The sequence below is a fragment of the Bacillus sp. FSL K6-2865 genome (assembly GCF_040311405.1).
Lineage (GTDB): Bacteria > Bacillota > Bacilli > Bacillales > Bacillaceae > Bacillus > Bacillus velezensis.
Map to the genome: position 1 here is coordinate 1,048,553 of NZ_CP152036.1, position 13,576 is coordinate 1,062,128.

Annotated in this window: 15 protein-coding genes and 1 pseudogene; 7 read left to right on the top strand and 9 right to left on the bottom strand. The window is 47.1% G+C overall.

Going from position 1 to position 13,576, the window contains the following annotated elements:
• Positions 1–458: 458 nt before the first annotated feature.
• Complete coding sequence (locus NYE42_RS05230; RefSeq protein WP_039252099.1) at positions 459–1,337, top strand: ABC transporter substrate-binding protein; 879 nt, start codon at positions 459–461, stop codon at positions 1,335–1,337.
• Positions 1,338–1,352: 15 nt separating this feature from the next.
• On the opposite strand, the gene NYE42_RS05235 is transcribed toward NYE42_RS05230, so the two are convergent.
• The 6 genes from NYE42_RS05235 to NYE42_RS05260 all read right to left on the bottom strand — a co-directional run bounded on the left by NYE42_RS05235 (position 1,353) and on the right by NYE42_RS05260 (position 8,130).
• On the bottom strand, positions 1,353–1,928 hold the full coding sequence (locus NYE42_RS05235; RefSeq protein ID WP_039252097.1) for a histidine phosphatase family protein: 576 nt from the start codon (positions 1,926–1,928) through the stop codon (positions 1,353–1,355).
• 50 nt (positions 1,929–1,978) lie between these two features.
• On the bottom strand, positions 1,979–3,070 hold the full coding sequence (locus NYE42_RS05240; protein WP_032871120.1) for an acetyl-CoA C-acyltransferase: 1,092 nt from the start codon (positions 3,068–3,070) through the stop codon (positions 1,979–1,981).
• Positions 3,058–4,494, bottom strand: coding sequence for an acyl-CoA synthetase (locus NYE42_RS05245; protein ID WP_352426810.1), 1,437 nt, complete (start codon positions 4,492–4,494; stop codon positions 3,058–3,060). Before NYE42_RS05245 ends, NYE42_RS05240 begins: the two co-directional genes overlap by 13 nt.
• An 11-nt stretch (positions 4,495–4,505) precedes the next feature.
• Positions 4,506–5,063, bottom strand: coding sequence for a biotin transporter BioY (locus NYE42_RS05250; protein WP_332274689.1), 558 nt, complete (start codon positions 5,061–5,063; stop codon positions 4,506–4,508).
• A gap of 130 nt (positions 5,064–5,193) precedes the next feature.
• The gene (locus NYE42_RS05255) at positions 5,194–6,486 is read right to left on the bottom strand and encodes a globin-coupled sensor protein (RefSeq protein ID WP_007409192.1); all 1,293 of its coding nucleotides are present in this window, start codon (positions 6,484–6,486) and stop codon (positions 5,194–5,196) included.
• Between the two features lie 120 nt (positions 6,487–6,606).
• Complete coding sequence (locus NYE42_RS05260; protein WP_039252087.1) at positions 6,607–8,130, bottom strand: FAD-dependent oxidoreductase; 1,524 nt, start codon at positions 8,128–8,130, stop codon at positions 6,607–6,609.
• A gap of 124 nt (positions 8,131–8,254) precedes the next feature.
• Between NYE42_RS05260 and NYE42_RS05265 the strand changes: the two genes are divergently transcribed.
• The gene (locus tag NYE42_RS05265; RefSeq protein ID WP_007610477.1) at positions 8,255–9,112 is read left to right on the top strand and encodes an SDR family oxidoreductase; all 858 of its coding nucleotides are present in this window, start codon (positions 8,255–8,257) and stop codon (positions 9,110–9,112) included.
• Positions 9,113–9,142: 30 nt separating this feature from the next.
• Here NYE42_RS05265 and NYE42_RS05270 read toward each other — a convergent pair whose 3' ends face one another.
• On the bottom strand, positions 9,143–9,376 hold the full coding sequence (locus NYE42_RS05270; protein ID WP_007610478.1) for an IDEAL domain-containing protein: 234 nt from the start codon (positions 9,374–9,376) through the stop codon (positions 9,143–9,145).
• Between the two features lie 315 nt (positions 9,377–9,691).
• On the opposite strand from NYE42_RS05270, the gene NYE42_RS05275 reads away from it, so the two are divergent.
• The 4 genes and pseudogenes from NYE42_RS05275 to NYE42_RS05290 all read left to right on the top strand — a co-directional run bounded on the left by NYE42_RS05275 (position 9,692) and on the right by NYE42_RS05290 (position 11,814).
• Complete coding sequence (locus tag NYE42_RS05275; RefSeq protein WP_003155179.1) at positions 9,692–10,270, top strand: competence protein ComK; 579 nt, start codon at positions 9,692–9,694, stop codon at positions 10,268–10,270.
• Positions 10,271–10,415: 145 nt separating this feature from the next.
• Complete coding sequence (locus NYE42_RS05280; protein ID WP_012117235.1) at positions 10,416–10,784, top strand: iron chaperone; 369 nt, start codon at positions 10,416–10,418, stop codon at positions 10,782–10,784.
• 26 nt (positions 10,785–10,810) lie between these two features.
• A complete protein-coding gene (locus tag NYE42_RS05285) occupies positions 10,811–11,182 on the top strand; it encodes an iron chaperone (RefSeq protein WP_144664069.1) in 372 nt (123 codons plus the stop codon).
• Between the two features lie 122 nt (positions 11,183–11,304).
• Positions 11,305–11,814: pseudogene (locus NYE42_RS05290) on the top strand (MepB family protein).
• Between the two features lie 228 nt (positions 11,815–12,042).
• On the opposite strand, the gene NYE42_RS05295 reads toward NYE42_RS05290, so the two are convergent.
• A complete protein-coding gene (locus NYE42_RS05295) occupies positions 12,043–12,753 on the bottom strand; it encodes a YrpD family protein (RefSeq protein ID WP_039252080.1) in 711 nt (236 codons plus the stop codon).
• 195 nt (positions 12,754–12,948) lie between these two features.
• On the opposite strand from NYE42_RS05295, the gene NYE42_RS05300 reads away from it, so the two are divergent.
• Entirely contained in the window at positions 12,949–13,218 is a 270-nt protein-coding gene (locus tag NYE42_RS05300) for an excalibur calcium-binding domain-containing protein (protein ID WP_003155168.1), read from the top strand.
• Positions 13,219–13,249: 31 nt separating this feature from the next.
• Here NYE42_RS05300 and NYE42_RS05305 read toward each other — a convergent pair whose 3' ends face one another.
• On the bottom strand, positions 13,250–13,567 hold the full coding sequence (locus NYE42_RS05305; protein WP_003155166.1) for a YbjQ family protein: 318 nt from the start codon (positions 13,565–13,567) through the stop codon (positions 13,250–13,252).
• Positions 13,568–13,576 lie beyond the last annotated feature (9 nt).

Below are 13,576 nucleotides of genomic sequence, written 5' to 3' on the forward strand. Positions count from 1 at the left end.
ACAACCAATAGACAGATTATTCTGTGGATTAATTGTATAGCATGGAATAATATTTTAGTAGACCCAATTTTTTTCAATTTGTTTTATTTCTATTTAGGTATATCATCTCTCTTTCGTTTAATAGGAACCCGAAATATTTAAATTTTAATGGAAAAAACCGATGGAAGGACATGAGTATTTGTACACAGCCGCAATCGCTCTCTTGTTTGCTGGGTCGAACGGTTTGATTCCATTTTTGGAAGCTGCGGCAAAAACAGGATAAATGTCACCTTTTGTTGAATGCAGAAGTCTGATGGAAACGAAAGCGGAATGAAATAAAGCGGGCGGCATGAATCAGTCTTCGGCTTTCTTGACGGAGAAAAGCTGTGAAACCATTTTATAAAAATAATGATAATGAATATCATTGATACTTATATTGTCAATGATATAATTGCGGAAAAACGAAAGAGGGGGAACAGATGAAACCAATTTTCAGTATGCTGATGATCTTATCCGTTCTCTTCATAACGGCATGCTCAGAACAGGAACATGAAACCGCCGTCAGGCACGATCTGGGGACGGCGCATGTGGCTGCGCACCCGCAGCGCGTTGCCGTGTTGAATCCGGGCTTTAATGATATTCTCCATGATCTCGGCATAAAGCCTGTGGCTGCGGCGGATAATCGGACAGAGCGAAACGACGGCAGTCCGTCCGTCGGGCCCCCGTCACATCCCGATTTGAAAAAGATCACTTCGTTAAAGCCCGATCTCATCATTGCAGACTCAAGCCTTCACAGGGGGATATACCGAAAACTGACAAAGATCGCTCCGACAATCGCTTTAAAAAATGAAGCTGCGGATTATCAGGATGCGGTTGACGCTGCCCTTACTATTGAAAAGGCGGTCGGTAAAGATGGCATCATAGAGAAACAATTGTCGGCTCAGGAAGAAAAGCTGAATGACATCAAAAGAAAGCTGGATGCAGAAGGCGGCACGATTTTATTAATTGACGCTGCAAATGACAGCATTTCCGTAAAGGATGATCAGTTTTTTACGTCCCGGCTTTTGACGCTCGCAGGGTTTACCTATGCGGTCCAGACGGATTCCGGCGGGAAATCAGACTCTATCAAGATGACGCCCGGGCAGCTTTTGCATATCGATCCTGATTACATCGTACTGTTGGACGGTGAGAAAGAACTCGAAAAAAATCACCTCTGGAAACAGCTGACAGCCGTAAAAAACGGACACGTTTACCGCGCGGACAGGGCGGTATGGACGGAGCGCCGGAGCATTGACGGGGCGGACGCCATATTACATGATCTTCAGAAAAAAATGCTCGCCAAAAAGGCCCAAAACTGAATTCGGGCCTTTTTGTTATGATTCTGATAGGTGGCTGCTTACATTGTAATCTTTGACGCGCCATTTATTTTCAATTCGTTCGATATTGCTTAGGCACGCATTGACAAGCTTTGCGTTTTGGATGTCGGTATCACCGTCAGAAATGGCCGACAAGAGGGCGTGAATGGCTGCGCCGTGAGCGACGATCAGTACTTTTTGATCAGGAAACCGCTCCTGAACTTTCACTAAACCGGCAAGCATTCTGTCTGTCAGCTCTTCTGCTGTCTCCATGTTCGGGTAGTTTTTATCCGGGTAGCGCTTCGACCGTTCCGGTAAAGACATTCCTTCCGCATCACCGTAGCTCCGTTCTCTGAAATCTTCCATGACCACAATGGGAAGATTCAAAAACCCGTTAATAATGTCAGCTGTTTTTCTGGCCCGTTTCATCGGGCTTGAGACGATGACATCCCATTCGGACCCCTTTAAGTACTCTCCTGTTTCTTTCGCCTGACGCTCTCCCGTCGCATTTAACGGAATATCCGATTTGCCTTGAAGCTTCTTTTGGGCATTCCAATCAGTCTCTCCATGTCTTACTAAACAAACGGCAGTCATAAAGTCTCCACTCCGATCATTTTTTATCGATATCATCTATTATACTGCCGTTACGTTAACACTTCAAAGAGAAGCGCCAGTCCGACTCCGCCTCCGCTGCCGATCGCTGCTGCTGCGTAGCGGGCATCCGGGCGTCTTTTTGCTTCATAAAAAAGCCGGGTGACAAGCGCCGCTCCGGAAGCCCCGTACGGATGCCCGACGGCCAGAGCGCCGCCCCTGACATTTATTTTAGAATACGGCACTCGAAGCTGCTGTGAAAAAACGCATATTTTGACGGCAAACGCCTCGTTGATTTCGTATATATCAATATCATCCGGTGACAGGTCCCGTTCCTTCAAAAGTTTTTTGACGGCATAAACCGGAGCTGCTGACGGATAATGCGGATGGACGCCGCTTACCGCGCTTCCGATAAAACGCAATCCCGGCTTTAAACCGAGAGACCGCGCTTTTTGTTCTTCCATCACACAAACTGCCGCCGCCCCGTCAGAAATTCCGCAGCTGTTGGCGGCGGTGACAGAGCCTCCGGACTGAAAGACGGGCTTGGCACGGGAGATGAGAGGCTCCATGTTCCGCTTTTTCAGCATGTTTTCGTCAGCGGCGAATCCGTGACAGGGAAGAATTTCCGGGCGGTACAAGCCGTCTTCGTGCGCTTTGACGCTCCGTTCATAGCTGAGAAGGGCATATTCGTCCTGCATCTTTCTCGTTACGCCGTAAGCCTGTGCCGTATACTCTGCTGCTATGCCCATATCAGGATCGCCGATGTGTTCAGGAGAAAAGCGCGCCCGGGATGAGAAAGGGGAACGGCTGCTGCTCTCCGCTCCTCCCGCGATGTATGTGCTCCCCGCACCGGCTTTAACAAAGTGGCACGCGACCCTCACGGCGTCCAGTCCGGAGCCGCACTGCCTGTCGATGGTCGTACCGGACACGCTCAAAGGAAGTCCGGCGGCCAAGGCTGACAGCCGGGCGAGATTCCCGCCGCGGCCCGTCGCGTTTCCGATCAGGACTTCATCAATGTCTTCGGGCATGTTCCGGCTCAAATGGCGGATCAGCGGAGCTGCCAAATCTTCTGGGAGACAGTCTTTTAACAGGCCGTTTTCCCGGGCGAAAATTGTCCGTTTCGCATCCGTAATTACAGCTTCCATTCCATCATGTCCTTTGCCTGCTTTTGTACGGCGGCACGGGCGATCTTTCCGCCGGCTGTTTCCGGTATTTCTGAAAACAGCCATTTCTTCGGGATTTTATATGCCGCCAGCTGCTCGCGGCACTGTTTCTTCAGTTCCTTTACATTTGCATCTCCGTCGATCACCGCAACGGCGATGCTGCCCCAATAATCATCAGGAATGCCGATGACGGCCGCTTTTCTGACGCCCGGACAGCGGTTGAGCACACGTTCTATCTCTTCAGGGAATACATTCAGGCCGCCTGATACGATCATCCCGTTTTCACGTCCTTTGATATAAAGATAGCCTTCACGATCAATATATCCCATGTCATCAACCGTCATCCAGCCGGAATCATCAGGTTTTGCGCCGTTGATGTATCCGGAAAATTTCATCGGGCTGTTCACAAAAATCTTCCCCGTTTCGCCCGGCATGCAGCGTTCTCCGTCGGGCCGGCGGATTTCGATTGTAACATTTTCAAACGGGCGGCCCGCCGCGTCAGGCTTTCGGGCGCTGTCTTCAGGCGATAAGAACGCCACGAAACTCAGCTCGGACGTTCCGTAAAAATCGTACAACCGCAAATGGGGATAGCGCTCTGACAGCGCTTGTTTTGACGAAGCGGGCCAGTCTGCACCGGAAGAAATCACCTTGAGCGGTGTATCCGGAAACGCCTCTAGTGAGAGCAGGGCGTCCGTCATTGTCGGAACGGTATATAGAACGTCAGCTTGTCTGAGCCGGTCTTTCATTCCGGCCGGATTGAATTTTCTTTGAAGGATGACGGTTCCGCCGATAAACAAAGTGCTGACGGCGCCGTATAAAAAGTGTGACGAGCGAAGCGTGCCCGGTACCAGCACTTTGTCATCAGGGGAAATGCCGAATTCACGTTTCGTACAAGAAAAGCTCTCCAGCCACGAACGGTGAGAGCGGGTGAAGGCTTTCGGCTTACCGGTCGATCCCGAGGTGAATCCGGTATAAAAGGGCAGGCCGGCGTTTTTGATAAAAGCGCCTTCCGTTTTTTCCGCCTCGATCAAAGGCCTGCATTCATCCCACAGGATGACAGGCGTTTTGACGCCGTCCAGTCTGCCGCTCAGCCGGCGGTCACAGATGACGAGGCCGGTTTTGCTGATGTGCAGCTGGTCCGCGAGTTCCGCCGCTGCCGAGCGGGGATCTAACGGAACCGCCGTGCAGCCGGCATGCGCCGCGCCTGCGAAAAGTTGTAAAAAAGGGATGCCGTTCGGCAGTAATATTGCAATGTTTTCCGGCTTACTTGAAAGGCTGCCAAGCCAGTTTGCGGTTTGGTTAACCAGCCTGTTCCAAGTTTGATAGGTGATCTGTTCTGTTTCTGTCTGAATTGCGATCTGTTCCGGCGCTTGTCCGGCTGTATCTGAATATGATGATGTAATCATGATGACTAAAATCAGCTTCCTTTCGTCGGCAAAAGCCGGCTTGCTTGAAGAGTTTTTCTGATTCTTACGGCTGCGAATGAGGCTGCGGCCGCTTTAAGCAGATCTCCGGGCACATAGATGAGGCTGAGCTTTACGGCAGTTAAGATATCAATGTGCATCATAAAAGCCTGAAAGGGAATGCCGATGACATACAAAAACAGCACGCCGAACAAGAACTGTCTGATAAACAAATGGGGGACAGCAGCTGAGCGAAGGCCTTGGATGCTGAGGCTCAGCAGTAATGCCGCCAGCGGATATGCGATAAGATATCCGGCGCTCGGCCCGAAAAAAACCCCGAACCCGCCTCTGCCGCCTGAAAGGAGAGGCGCTCCGCATGCCACAATCAGCAAAAAAAGCAATTGGCTTAAAAACGCCGCTTTCGGTTTTAGGATGCTTCCCGATAAGAGTACACCGATCGTCTGGAGCGTAATCGGAACCGGCGTAAAGGATAAGAAAAGCGGCGGGAGCAGCCCCAAAAGTCCCATAATGGCGGTAAACACGGCAATATGCATCATTTCTGTCAATTTCATTATGTATTCCTCCAGCTTATCAAAATATGTTTATACAATAAAGCGAGTCTTTATGTATGTCAACTCTATTATATTTTAAGTTAACATTAAAAAGACCGGCCCTTTATGAAAAAGGCCGGTCGGTTTGTCTTTATTCTTCTGTAAGGATAACAAGTGAATCAACGGATGATGCAACGTGGGAAACGGCGCGGCTGACTTCTTGAAGGCCGCCGAGAAAGGCCTGCAAATCAACGTCGATTTTGCCTGTCTGGTCTTTGCTCGTTTTCATGCTTTGGACGATGTCATCAAACAGACGGTTGATCTGCGCCATTTTTTCTTTCGTTTCACTTACAAGTCCGTTTACATCTTTAATATGTTTGGACACGATGTTGATTTGTGTATTAGTATTGTTCACAAGCTCTGATACGGTGGAAACGGTTTTTTTCGTATCCTCTGAAAGCTTTCTTACCTCCGTCGCGACAACGGCGAACCCTTTGCCGTGCTCCCCGGCTCTCGCGGATTCTATTGAAGCGTTGAGTGACAGGAGATTCGTTTGCTCGGCGATCCCCGTCACGATGCCGAAGATTTTTTCGATCTGCTGGGCGATGTCATTCAGCTTGTCCATTTCTTCTTCAATCTGCAGAAGGCTGGCGTCGATTTTATTCATCTGCTGCTGCTGGCTTTCAAGCTCTTTTTTCCCGCCGATTGATTTTTCTTCGACATGTACGGAAGTGACGGTGCCGGCTTTTGACGCCTCGGAAATGCCCTCGGATTTATCGACCAGCTCCTGCACGGCTCTGCTCGTTTCTGAAAACAAATCAGCGAGTGATCCGGATGTTTCCTGGATTTTTTGATGAAGACGGGCTTTCTTTTCCTCTTGTTCGTCACGCTGGCAGTTATATTCGCTCTGGAATGCTTCAAGGACGAGCTGCTGTTCAAGATTCAATATTTTCGTCGTCGCTTTGATCGCTTTTAAAAGCTCATGCAAATCCGGAATGGTTGCTTCATATATGTTCATCATCGACAGAAGCAGATCCTGAAACGCTCCCATATACCATTTCGGTTCAAGGCCGATCCGCAAATGGATGGAAGCGATGCGCTGTCTTTTTTCAATGAATTCATCATCAATCGTGCCGGCAAACATCTCATGGATATGACGCCGTAATGTTTTTTTCAGGCGCTCGACCGTGCTGTGGTCGTTAATGATCGTCATTAATGATTTTTCGTGATCCAGGTTTCGGTAAAAGGAATCGACGATTGTTGAGATATGTTCTTTAATTAACGGCTGCAGCTCTTCAAGCACATGAAGTTCTTCGTTTCCCAGCCTGACCATTTTCAGCTGTTTTTGGACATCTGCATATTGATTTGAAAGCGCGATGCGTTTTTTTCCATCGGCTTCCGAAAAATAAGCTGTTTCTTTTTTGCGGTCTTTTTTAAATAACAATATAAGTTCCCCCAGATATTCTCTTTTTCTTTTTATCGGTATGGAAGGAACTTGAATGAAGGAATCTGATAAAAATATTTTAATGCAAAAAAATAAAACCATTCGTACAGAATGGTTTAGTTAATCTTGGCTGAGGCGCTTCAGCGGCTTGATGGCGGGACCTTCGACAACCCCGCCGTCGGGTGTGAACCGGGACCCGTGACAAGGACAGTCCCACGTCCGTTCGCCGTCATTCCATTCGACCTCACAGCCCAAATGGGTGCATGTCGTATCGACAAGGTGCAGACAGCCTTTTTCATCTTTATAGGCGCCGGCCCGTTTGCCGTTTACCGTTACGATTTTTCCCTCCCCGGGCCGAAGAGTCTCAGGTGAAGCGTCCGGCCTCTCAAGTTTGCCCGAGATAAGGTGTTTGGCCACGTCGGCATTATAGGAAATCAGTTTTTTCAGTCCCGGATCTGCGTGGAAGCGTGACGGAATAAACAGGCCGGAAAACGGGTTCTTTTTGTTTTGAATATGATCAGCCAAAAGCTTCGCCGCGAGCGCTGAGCTTGTCATGCCCCATTTTTTAAAGCCTGTCGCCGCCAAAATATGTTCTTCATCGCCCGAGATGGGACCGATGAACGGAATTTTGTCAATGGTGACAAGGTCTTGTGCAGACCAATGATATGGGATGCTTTCAACTCCGATTGTGTCTTCCGCAAATTGTTTCAGCGCTTCGTAATGCTCGGACATTTCTTTTCCCTGGCCTGTTTTGTGGCTTTCGCCGCCGACAAGAACCAGTTTTTCACCGTTCAAATCGGTGTATCGCAGTGATCTGGACGGCTTGTCTATGCTGAGATACATCCCGTCCGGATACGCTTGTTTCGGTTTTACCGCCAGTACGTAGGATCTGCTGGCATACATTCTGGCGGCGTAAAGCCCGCCTCCGTCATAAAAAGGAAAGTGGGAAGAGCAGACAATATAGCTGCACTTGATGCCGTGTCTGTTTTTCGTGACCACTTCCGGCTGCGGTTCTTTTTTTATGTCGATCGCAGCCGTCTGTTCAAAAATCCGCGCCCCGTTTTTAACGATCTCTTTAACGAGCGCCGCACCATATAAAAGCGGATGGAATTGCGCCTGATTCTTCATGGCGAGACCGAGCCTGCAATCAACGGGGACGGGAAGTTCTTTCACAAGCTCGTGTTCAATACCGAGCTTGGTATAAGCTTCCTGCTCACTGCGGATTTTTTTGACGCCTGATTCTGTATTGGTGTAAAGATATGCGTCTTGTTCAATCAGTCTGCAGTCAATCGAAAGGTCCTTGATGATCTGCTTCATGTCTTCCATGGCGCGGAGATGGGCTTCGAAATACAGCCTTGCGCTGGTCAGGCCGATCTGCTGAATAAGATCGGCATAGATGAAATCATGCTGGGCGGTGATTTTTGCGGTCGTGCCCGCGGTCGTCCCGTTTAAAATCCGGTCTGCTTCAATGACAGCGACACGGAAACCTCTTTTCGTCAGTTCGTATGCCGTTGTCAGGCCCGTAATTCCTCCGCCGATAACCGCAACGTCACATTCCGTATCTTCAGTGAGGGCGGGAAAGGAAGGAATGTCAGCTGTTGCTTTCCAATAGGAAGCCGGTTCCTCGTTTGAAAAAGTAGTCAATTCAGATTTACCTCCTCTGTTGTATATTCTTAATTTTTCCAATAAGACTCTGTTCATACATGAAATTCGTATAAGATGCTCAAATTACTCATAATATAGTAATTAATGTAAAGGAGTGATCAAAATGGCTAACCAGAAGAAGAAAACCTTGCCGCCGCAGCATCAAAATCGGCAGCCGGGCTTTGAATATGTAATGGACCCGCGCCCCGTTTTTGACAAACCGAAAGCGGCGAAAAAACTTGAAGGGAAAACGGCGATCATCACGGGCGGAGACAGCGGAATCGGCCGCGCCGTATCCGTTTTATTCGCGAAGGAAGGCGCTAATGTGGTCATCGTTTACTTTGATGAGCATCAGGATGCCGAAGAGACGAAGCAATATGTAGAAAAAGAGGGGGCGAAGTGTCTGCTGATCGCAGGGGATGTCGGCGACGAAGCCTTTTGCAACGATGTCATCCGCCAGGCGGGCCAAGCCTTTCCTTCCATTGACATCCTGGTCAACAACGCAGGTGAGCAGCACGTGCAGCCGGGGATTGAGAAAATCACGAGCCACCAGCTCATCAGAACGTTTCAGACGAATATTTTTTCAATGTTTTACTTAACGAAAGCCGCGCTCCCTCACCTGAAAAAAGGAAGTTCAATCATTAATACGGCCTCCATTACCGCCTATAAAGGCCACAAAACATTGATTGACTATTCAGCGACAAAAGGGGCGATCGTCACGTTTACAAGATCTCTTTCCCAATCTCTTGTCACTCAGGGCATCAGGGTAAACGCAGTGGCTCCGGGGCCGATCTGGACGCCGCTGATCCCGGCGAGCTTCTCGGCGAAGGAAGTGGAAGTCTTCGGCTCAGACGTGCCGATGCAGCGCCCGGGAGAGCCTGTTGAAGTGGCGCCGAGCTATTTGTACTTAGCAAGCGATGATTCTTCCTATGTCACGGGACAGACGATTCATGTGAACGGCGGCACCATCGTAAACGGATAATGTAAAAAAAGCCAATCCATATGGATTGGCTTATTCACTCTGTTTGAGTGCGGCATATTCTTTTGAAAGCGTGAGGAACGCTTCTTTATTTTTATCATCAAGCGCCTTATTAATCTGCATGGTCAGCATGGCGATCCGGCGTTTATACAAGGATTCATCAAGCACCATTTGAATGTAAATATCGGCCATTGTCACATCGAATTCGTTTGCTTTTTGCGTGTTGCGGGACTTCATGAGCTCAGTGTACGACTTTTTCTCTTTCATAAAGAATCCCCCCAATGCCTTTTTTATAGTATATGGATAACGGCCGGAAAAATCAATTAATTTTTATAATCTTTAGACAACTAATACTTGGAATTATATCGACATATCCTGCAAATTGACGAAAAAACGAAAATTAGCATTGTATAAATGAGGTGAAATGAAAAAGAAAAATAATATTTAAATAGTAATTTAAGACTAAATTACATCTTTAAAAGGTGATTTTTAGCTATATTCAAAAAAAACCTGTCGTTTTCCAATGACAGATGATAGATTATTAGTATAAATTTTCAAGAAAAGGATTGGAGGCTGCACATTATGTGCCAGAAAACACACGCACCCTTAGAAAGCTATGAAGTAAATCGTTCAACCATCGCTGTTTTGCCTGAGGAAATAGACGGTAAAATGGGGTCTAAGGTCATTGAAAAAGACTGCATTCTGTATGTCAGTATGAAGCCGATTCACATCATCGACAGAAGCTGCCGCTACTTTGGCTCCAGCTATGCCGGGAGAAAAGCGGGAACATATGAAGCGATTAAAATTTCTCACAAGCCGCCGATTATGGTGGACCCTTCAAATCACATCTTTTTATTCCCTACACTTTCTTCTGCAAGGCCTCAATGCGGCTGGATATCTCATGTGCACGTTAAAGATTTTCAACCGACGGCATTTGATGACACAGCGGTCACGTTCTCAAACGGCAAAACGATGGAGCTGGAAGTATCCTATCATTCTTTTGAAAATCAGGTTTACAGAACCGCCTATCTCAGAACCACTTTTCAGGACAGGATGGGCAGTCATATCCCGAAGCGGCAGGAATTCATGCTGTATCCGAAAGAAGAGCGGACAAGAATGATCTACGACTTTATTTTGCGGGAGCTGGGGGAGAGATATTAGAGAAAGCTGTGATGTGAAGGGACGGGTCCTCTCCTTTTGGGGAGGGCTTTTTTCGATTTACATGCCCGGGCAGAGTTGTATCGTGTCCGTCTGTTGGCTATGATGATGTAAAGAGTAATGATATTTCATTTTAGGAGAGATGGGCATGGATGTGTTTGCAAAATATGTATCAGGAATCGATAACCCGGATCACCGTCTCAAAGCAGAGGAAATTTTGTCGTGGACGGCTGGCCAATTTCCGAATTTAGAAGCGCAGATCAAGTGGAACAAACCGACATTTACCGATCACGGCACCTATATCATTATGTTTGCCGCGGCAAAAAATCATTTGAGCATTTTACCTGAAAAAGAGACGATGGAGCATTTTGCCGATGACATCGCTCAAGCCGGGTACAGCGCTTCTTCGCGCCTGTTCAGAATTCGATGGACTGATCCGGTGCACTATGATCTGCTTAAGAAGATCATCGAATTTAACATCAAGGAAAAAGCTGAAAATCCGGGGTTTTGGCGCTAGCGGACGTGATGTTGAAGGAGGAAGACATGGACATTTTCAAAGACTATTTATCAAGTATCGACAGCCCTGATCATCGTCTGCGAATGGAGGAAATCCTGTCGTGGACGGCTGACCAATTTCCGAACTTAGAAGCGCAGATCAAGTGGAACACGCCGATGTTTACCAATCACGGCACCTTTATTATCGGCTTTGCGGCAGCGAAGCATCATGTAAGTGTTTCCCCCGAAGAAGCTGGAATTGCGCATTTTGCCGAGGACATTGCCTGTGCCGGCTACAGCGCTACTTCCCGTTTGTTCAGAATTCAATGGACTGAACCGGTGCATTATGAGCTGCTTGAACGCATGATTCAATTCAATATTCAGGATAAGGCGGACTGCTCAGCATTTTGGCGGAAATAATGAAAGGAATGTTAAAAAAACAACCCTGAGGAGGGCTGTTTTTTTATTGGAAACACATGATCAGCCCATTTTAATCAAGAAGCAATGGATGACGTACTATAAAAAATAAGGAGTACGAAGCAGTGAATGAATTTTATAAGGCGTTAACACATGTAAATAAAATTTTTTATGAACCAAATCACTTAACGATACATGATATTCAAGAAGAAGCTCAAAACTCAGAGTATGGGGCCGGTATGTTTCAGCTGCATTCAAAATCAGTTCGATTCAGAGTCGCAAAAATAACGCCTGACAAGATAGGACAGTTTGTTGCTTTTTGGGAAAAAGATGGAGATGGTAAAAATCAAGCCTTTTCATATAAAAAAGCTGCTGATTTATTGGTTATCAATACTTTTGCCAGTAATAATCATTTTGGATAATTCATTTTTCCAAAAGAAGTTCTTGTAAAGCAAAATATCCTTAAAACAGCCGCTACAAAAGGAAAAATGGCAATTAGAGTTTACCCTAAATGGGAAAATCCCACTAGCAAACAAGCTATTGAAACACAAAAATGGCAGTTGGCATATTTTGTTGAGGCGAACGATGCAGATCGTTTTCCAGCACAAGACCTGTTAAAGCTATATTCTAACTAAAATTGGACAGCCCTGAGCCGGCTGACAGTATGTGAAGTTAACCGGTGCGTGAGTTGGAGAATAACGGGGAACCTCAACAAATGAGGTTCCTCTAATTGTTATATAGAAATCGACATTTTGAATGTAACAGAGTTTGTTTATTAAACGTCATCCGAAAAATAAGGGATTTGCGTATCCGGCAGACCCTCACGAAACGCACGATGTCAGAAATCTTGCGTTCAAAATTCTTTATTTGACCACAGACATGCTGACGCTGCTGCCTGACACTGTCAATTTGGCAAAATCCTGTGTATCAATCACAGGTGTGACTGCTTTATTGTCAATCGTGATGTTCGTAAAGGCTGTTGAGAAGTTTGATTTGATGTAAGGGCGCTGATCCTCTGATGTGACCGCGACGGTGGCGAGCGCTTTCCATTTTGAGACAGAGCCTACATTTGTTTGGGAGAGTTCTGAGATGATGCGGCCGGTGTATCCGTCATTATTTGTGCCCCAATATGTGGCGCGGGTATTGCCGTTCAGATTTTTGTAAATGGTCAGCTGTACGGTGCTGCCGGGCCGGAAGCCTTTCGTATAGGTGAATTGGCTTTCTCCTTCCAGATACCGGACCTGGCCTTGTCCCTTTGAACCGACTTTCATGATCGGTTTCCATACATGATAGGTGTCACTGTACTGAAGTCCGATATCAGCCTCTGTGCCTCCGGTAAACCCTGAGTAAATATAGGCTGTCCCATTTGACACCTGAATCGAGCTTGGAAGCTGAATTTTCGTGACGAGAACTGAGCCCGTGCTGTTCAGGTAGGCCCTTCCGCCGATTCCTTTGCTGAGCTGGGACGCCGCTTCCGCCGTATTGGGACTGATCACCCCCGGAATATCCGCCGTACATGCGCCGAATAGAACGGCTGAAGTGAGAACACCCGCAAGAAGCCCTTTTTTCATCATCATTTCTCCTCCTATCATCATAGTCAGATAGCGCTATCAATTCATATTATAAAAGGTTTTGGGAAAAATTCCATAAAAGATATACGGGCGGACGTAAATTAAACCTATTTTCCTATTTATCTTGTAAATGGAGATTATTTGAACTGTGATATGTTCAGCAATACAGCATGATTCAGGAAAGGGGATAGGATAGAAATGAAAAAGACGGCAGCTGTGCTTTTGTCTTTCGGTCTGGTGTTCGGTTGTTCATATGGAGCGGGGCAGACGGCAGAAGCGAAAACAAAGGTAAAAACGTATCAAAACTGCAAGGCGCTGAACAAGGTGTATAAGGGCGGCGTGGCCAAATCGTCGAAAGTGAAAAACAAGGGCGGCAGAACAAAGTACAAGCCGTATGTATCAAAAGCGCTTTACAATGCAAATAAAAGACTTGACCGAGATAAAGACTATATCGCATGTGAGAAATAAAAAAACAAGCCTCTTTAAAGAGGCTTGTTTTTTAAATGGATTCGGCGGTGACGGCGGTTCCGTATCCGATTAATTCGGATGTGTTCTGTCCTGCGGTCAGTTCGAACCGCAGGCCGACGATGGCGTTCGCTCCGAGCTGCTCCGCCTCTCTGATCAGCCGCTCTTTCACCGCTTTTTTGGAGTCTTCCAGCATTTCGGTATAGCTTTTTAATTCGCCGCCGACGACAGATTTTAAGCCTGCAAGCAAGTCTTTTCCGATGTGACGGGACTGGACGATACTGCTTGTCACCAAGCCTTTCACTTCTGTAATCTGTTTTCCGGCGACGGTTTCGGTCGTTGTCATGATCATGCGTTTTTC

Bases quoted from the DNA above. Each gene is read 5' to 3' on its own strand.
- NYE42_RS05300 (WP_003155168.1), top strand. From the start codon at position 12,949: ATGAAAAAGACGGCAGCTGTGCTTTTGTCTTTCGGTCTGGTGTTCGGT.
- NYE42_RS05285 (WP_144664069.1), top strand. From the start codon at position 10,811: ATGGACATTTTCAAAGACTATTTATCAAGTATCGACAGCCCTGATCAT.
- NYE42_RS05305 (WP_003155166.1), bottom strand. From the start codon at position 13,567: ATGATCATGACAACGACCGAAACCGTCGCCGGAAAACAGATTACAGAA.
- NYE42_RS05240 (WP_032871120.1), bottom strand. From the start codon at position 3,070: ATGGAAGCTGTAATTACGGATGCGAAACGGACAATTTTCGCCCGGGAA.
- NYE42_RS05245 (WP_352426810.1), bottom strand. From the start codon at position 4,494: ATGATTACATCATCATATTCAGATACAGCCGGACAAGCGCCGGAACAG.
- NYE42_RS05280 (WP_012117235.1), top strand. From the start codon at position 10,416: ATGGATGTGTTTGCAAAATATGTATCAGGAATCGATAACCCGGATCAC.
- NYE42_RS05295 (WP_039252080.1), bottom strand. From the start codon at position 12,753: ATGATGAAAAAAGGGCTTCTTGCGGGTGTTCTCACTTCAGCCGTTCTA.
- NYE42_RS05230 (WP_039252099.1), top strand. From the start codon at position 459: ATGAAACCAATTTTCAGTATGCTGATGATCTTATCCGTTCTCTTCATA.
- NYE42_RS05275 (WP_003155179.1), top strand. From the start codon at position 9,692: ATGTGCCAGAAAACACACGCACCCTTAGAAAGCTATGAAGTAAATCGT.
- NYE42_RS05270 (WP_007610478.1), bottom strand. From the start codon at position 9,376: ATGAAAGAGAAAAAGTCGTACACTGAGCTCATGAAGTCCCGCAACACG.
- NYE42_RS05265 (WP_007610477.1), top strand. From the start codon at position 8,255: ATGGCTAACCAGAAGAAGAAAACCTTGCCGCCGCAGCATCAAAATCGG.
- NYE42_RS05250 (WP_332274689.1), bottom strand. From the start codon at position 5,063: ATGAAATTGACAGAAATGATGCATATTGCCGTGTTTACCGCCATTATG.
- NYE42_RS05235 (WP_039252097.1), bottom strand. From the start codon at position 1,928: ATGACTGCCGTTTGTTTAGTAAGACATGGAGAGACTGATTGGAATGCC.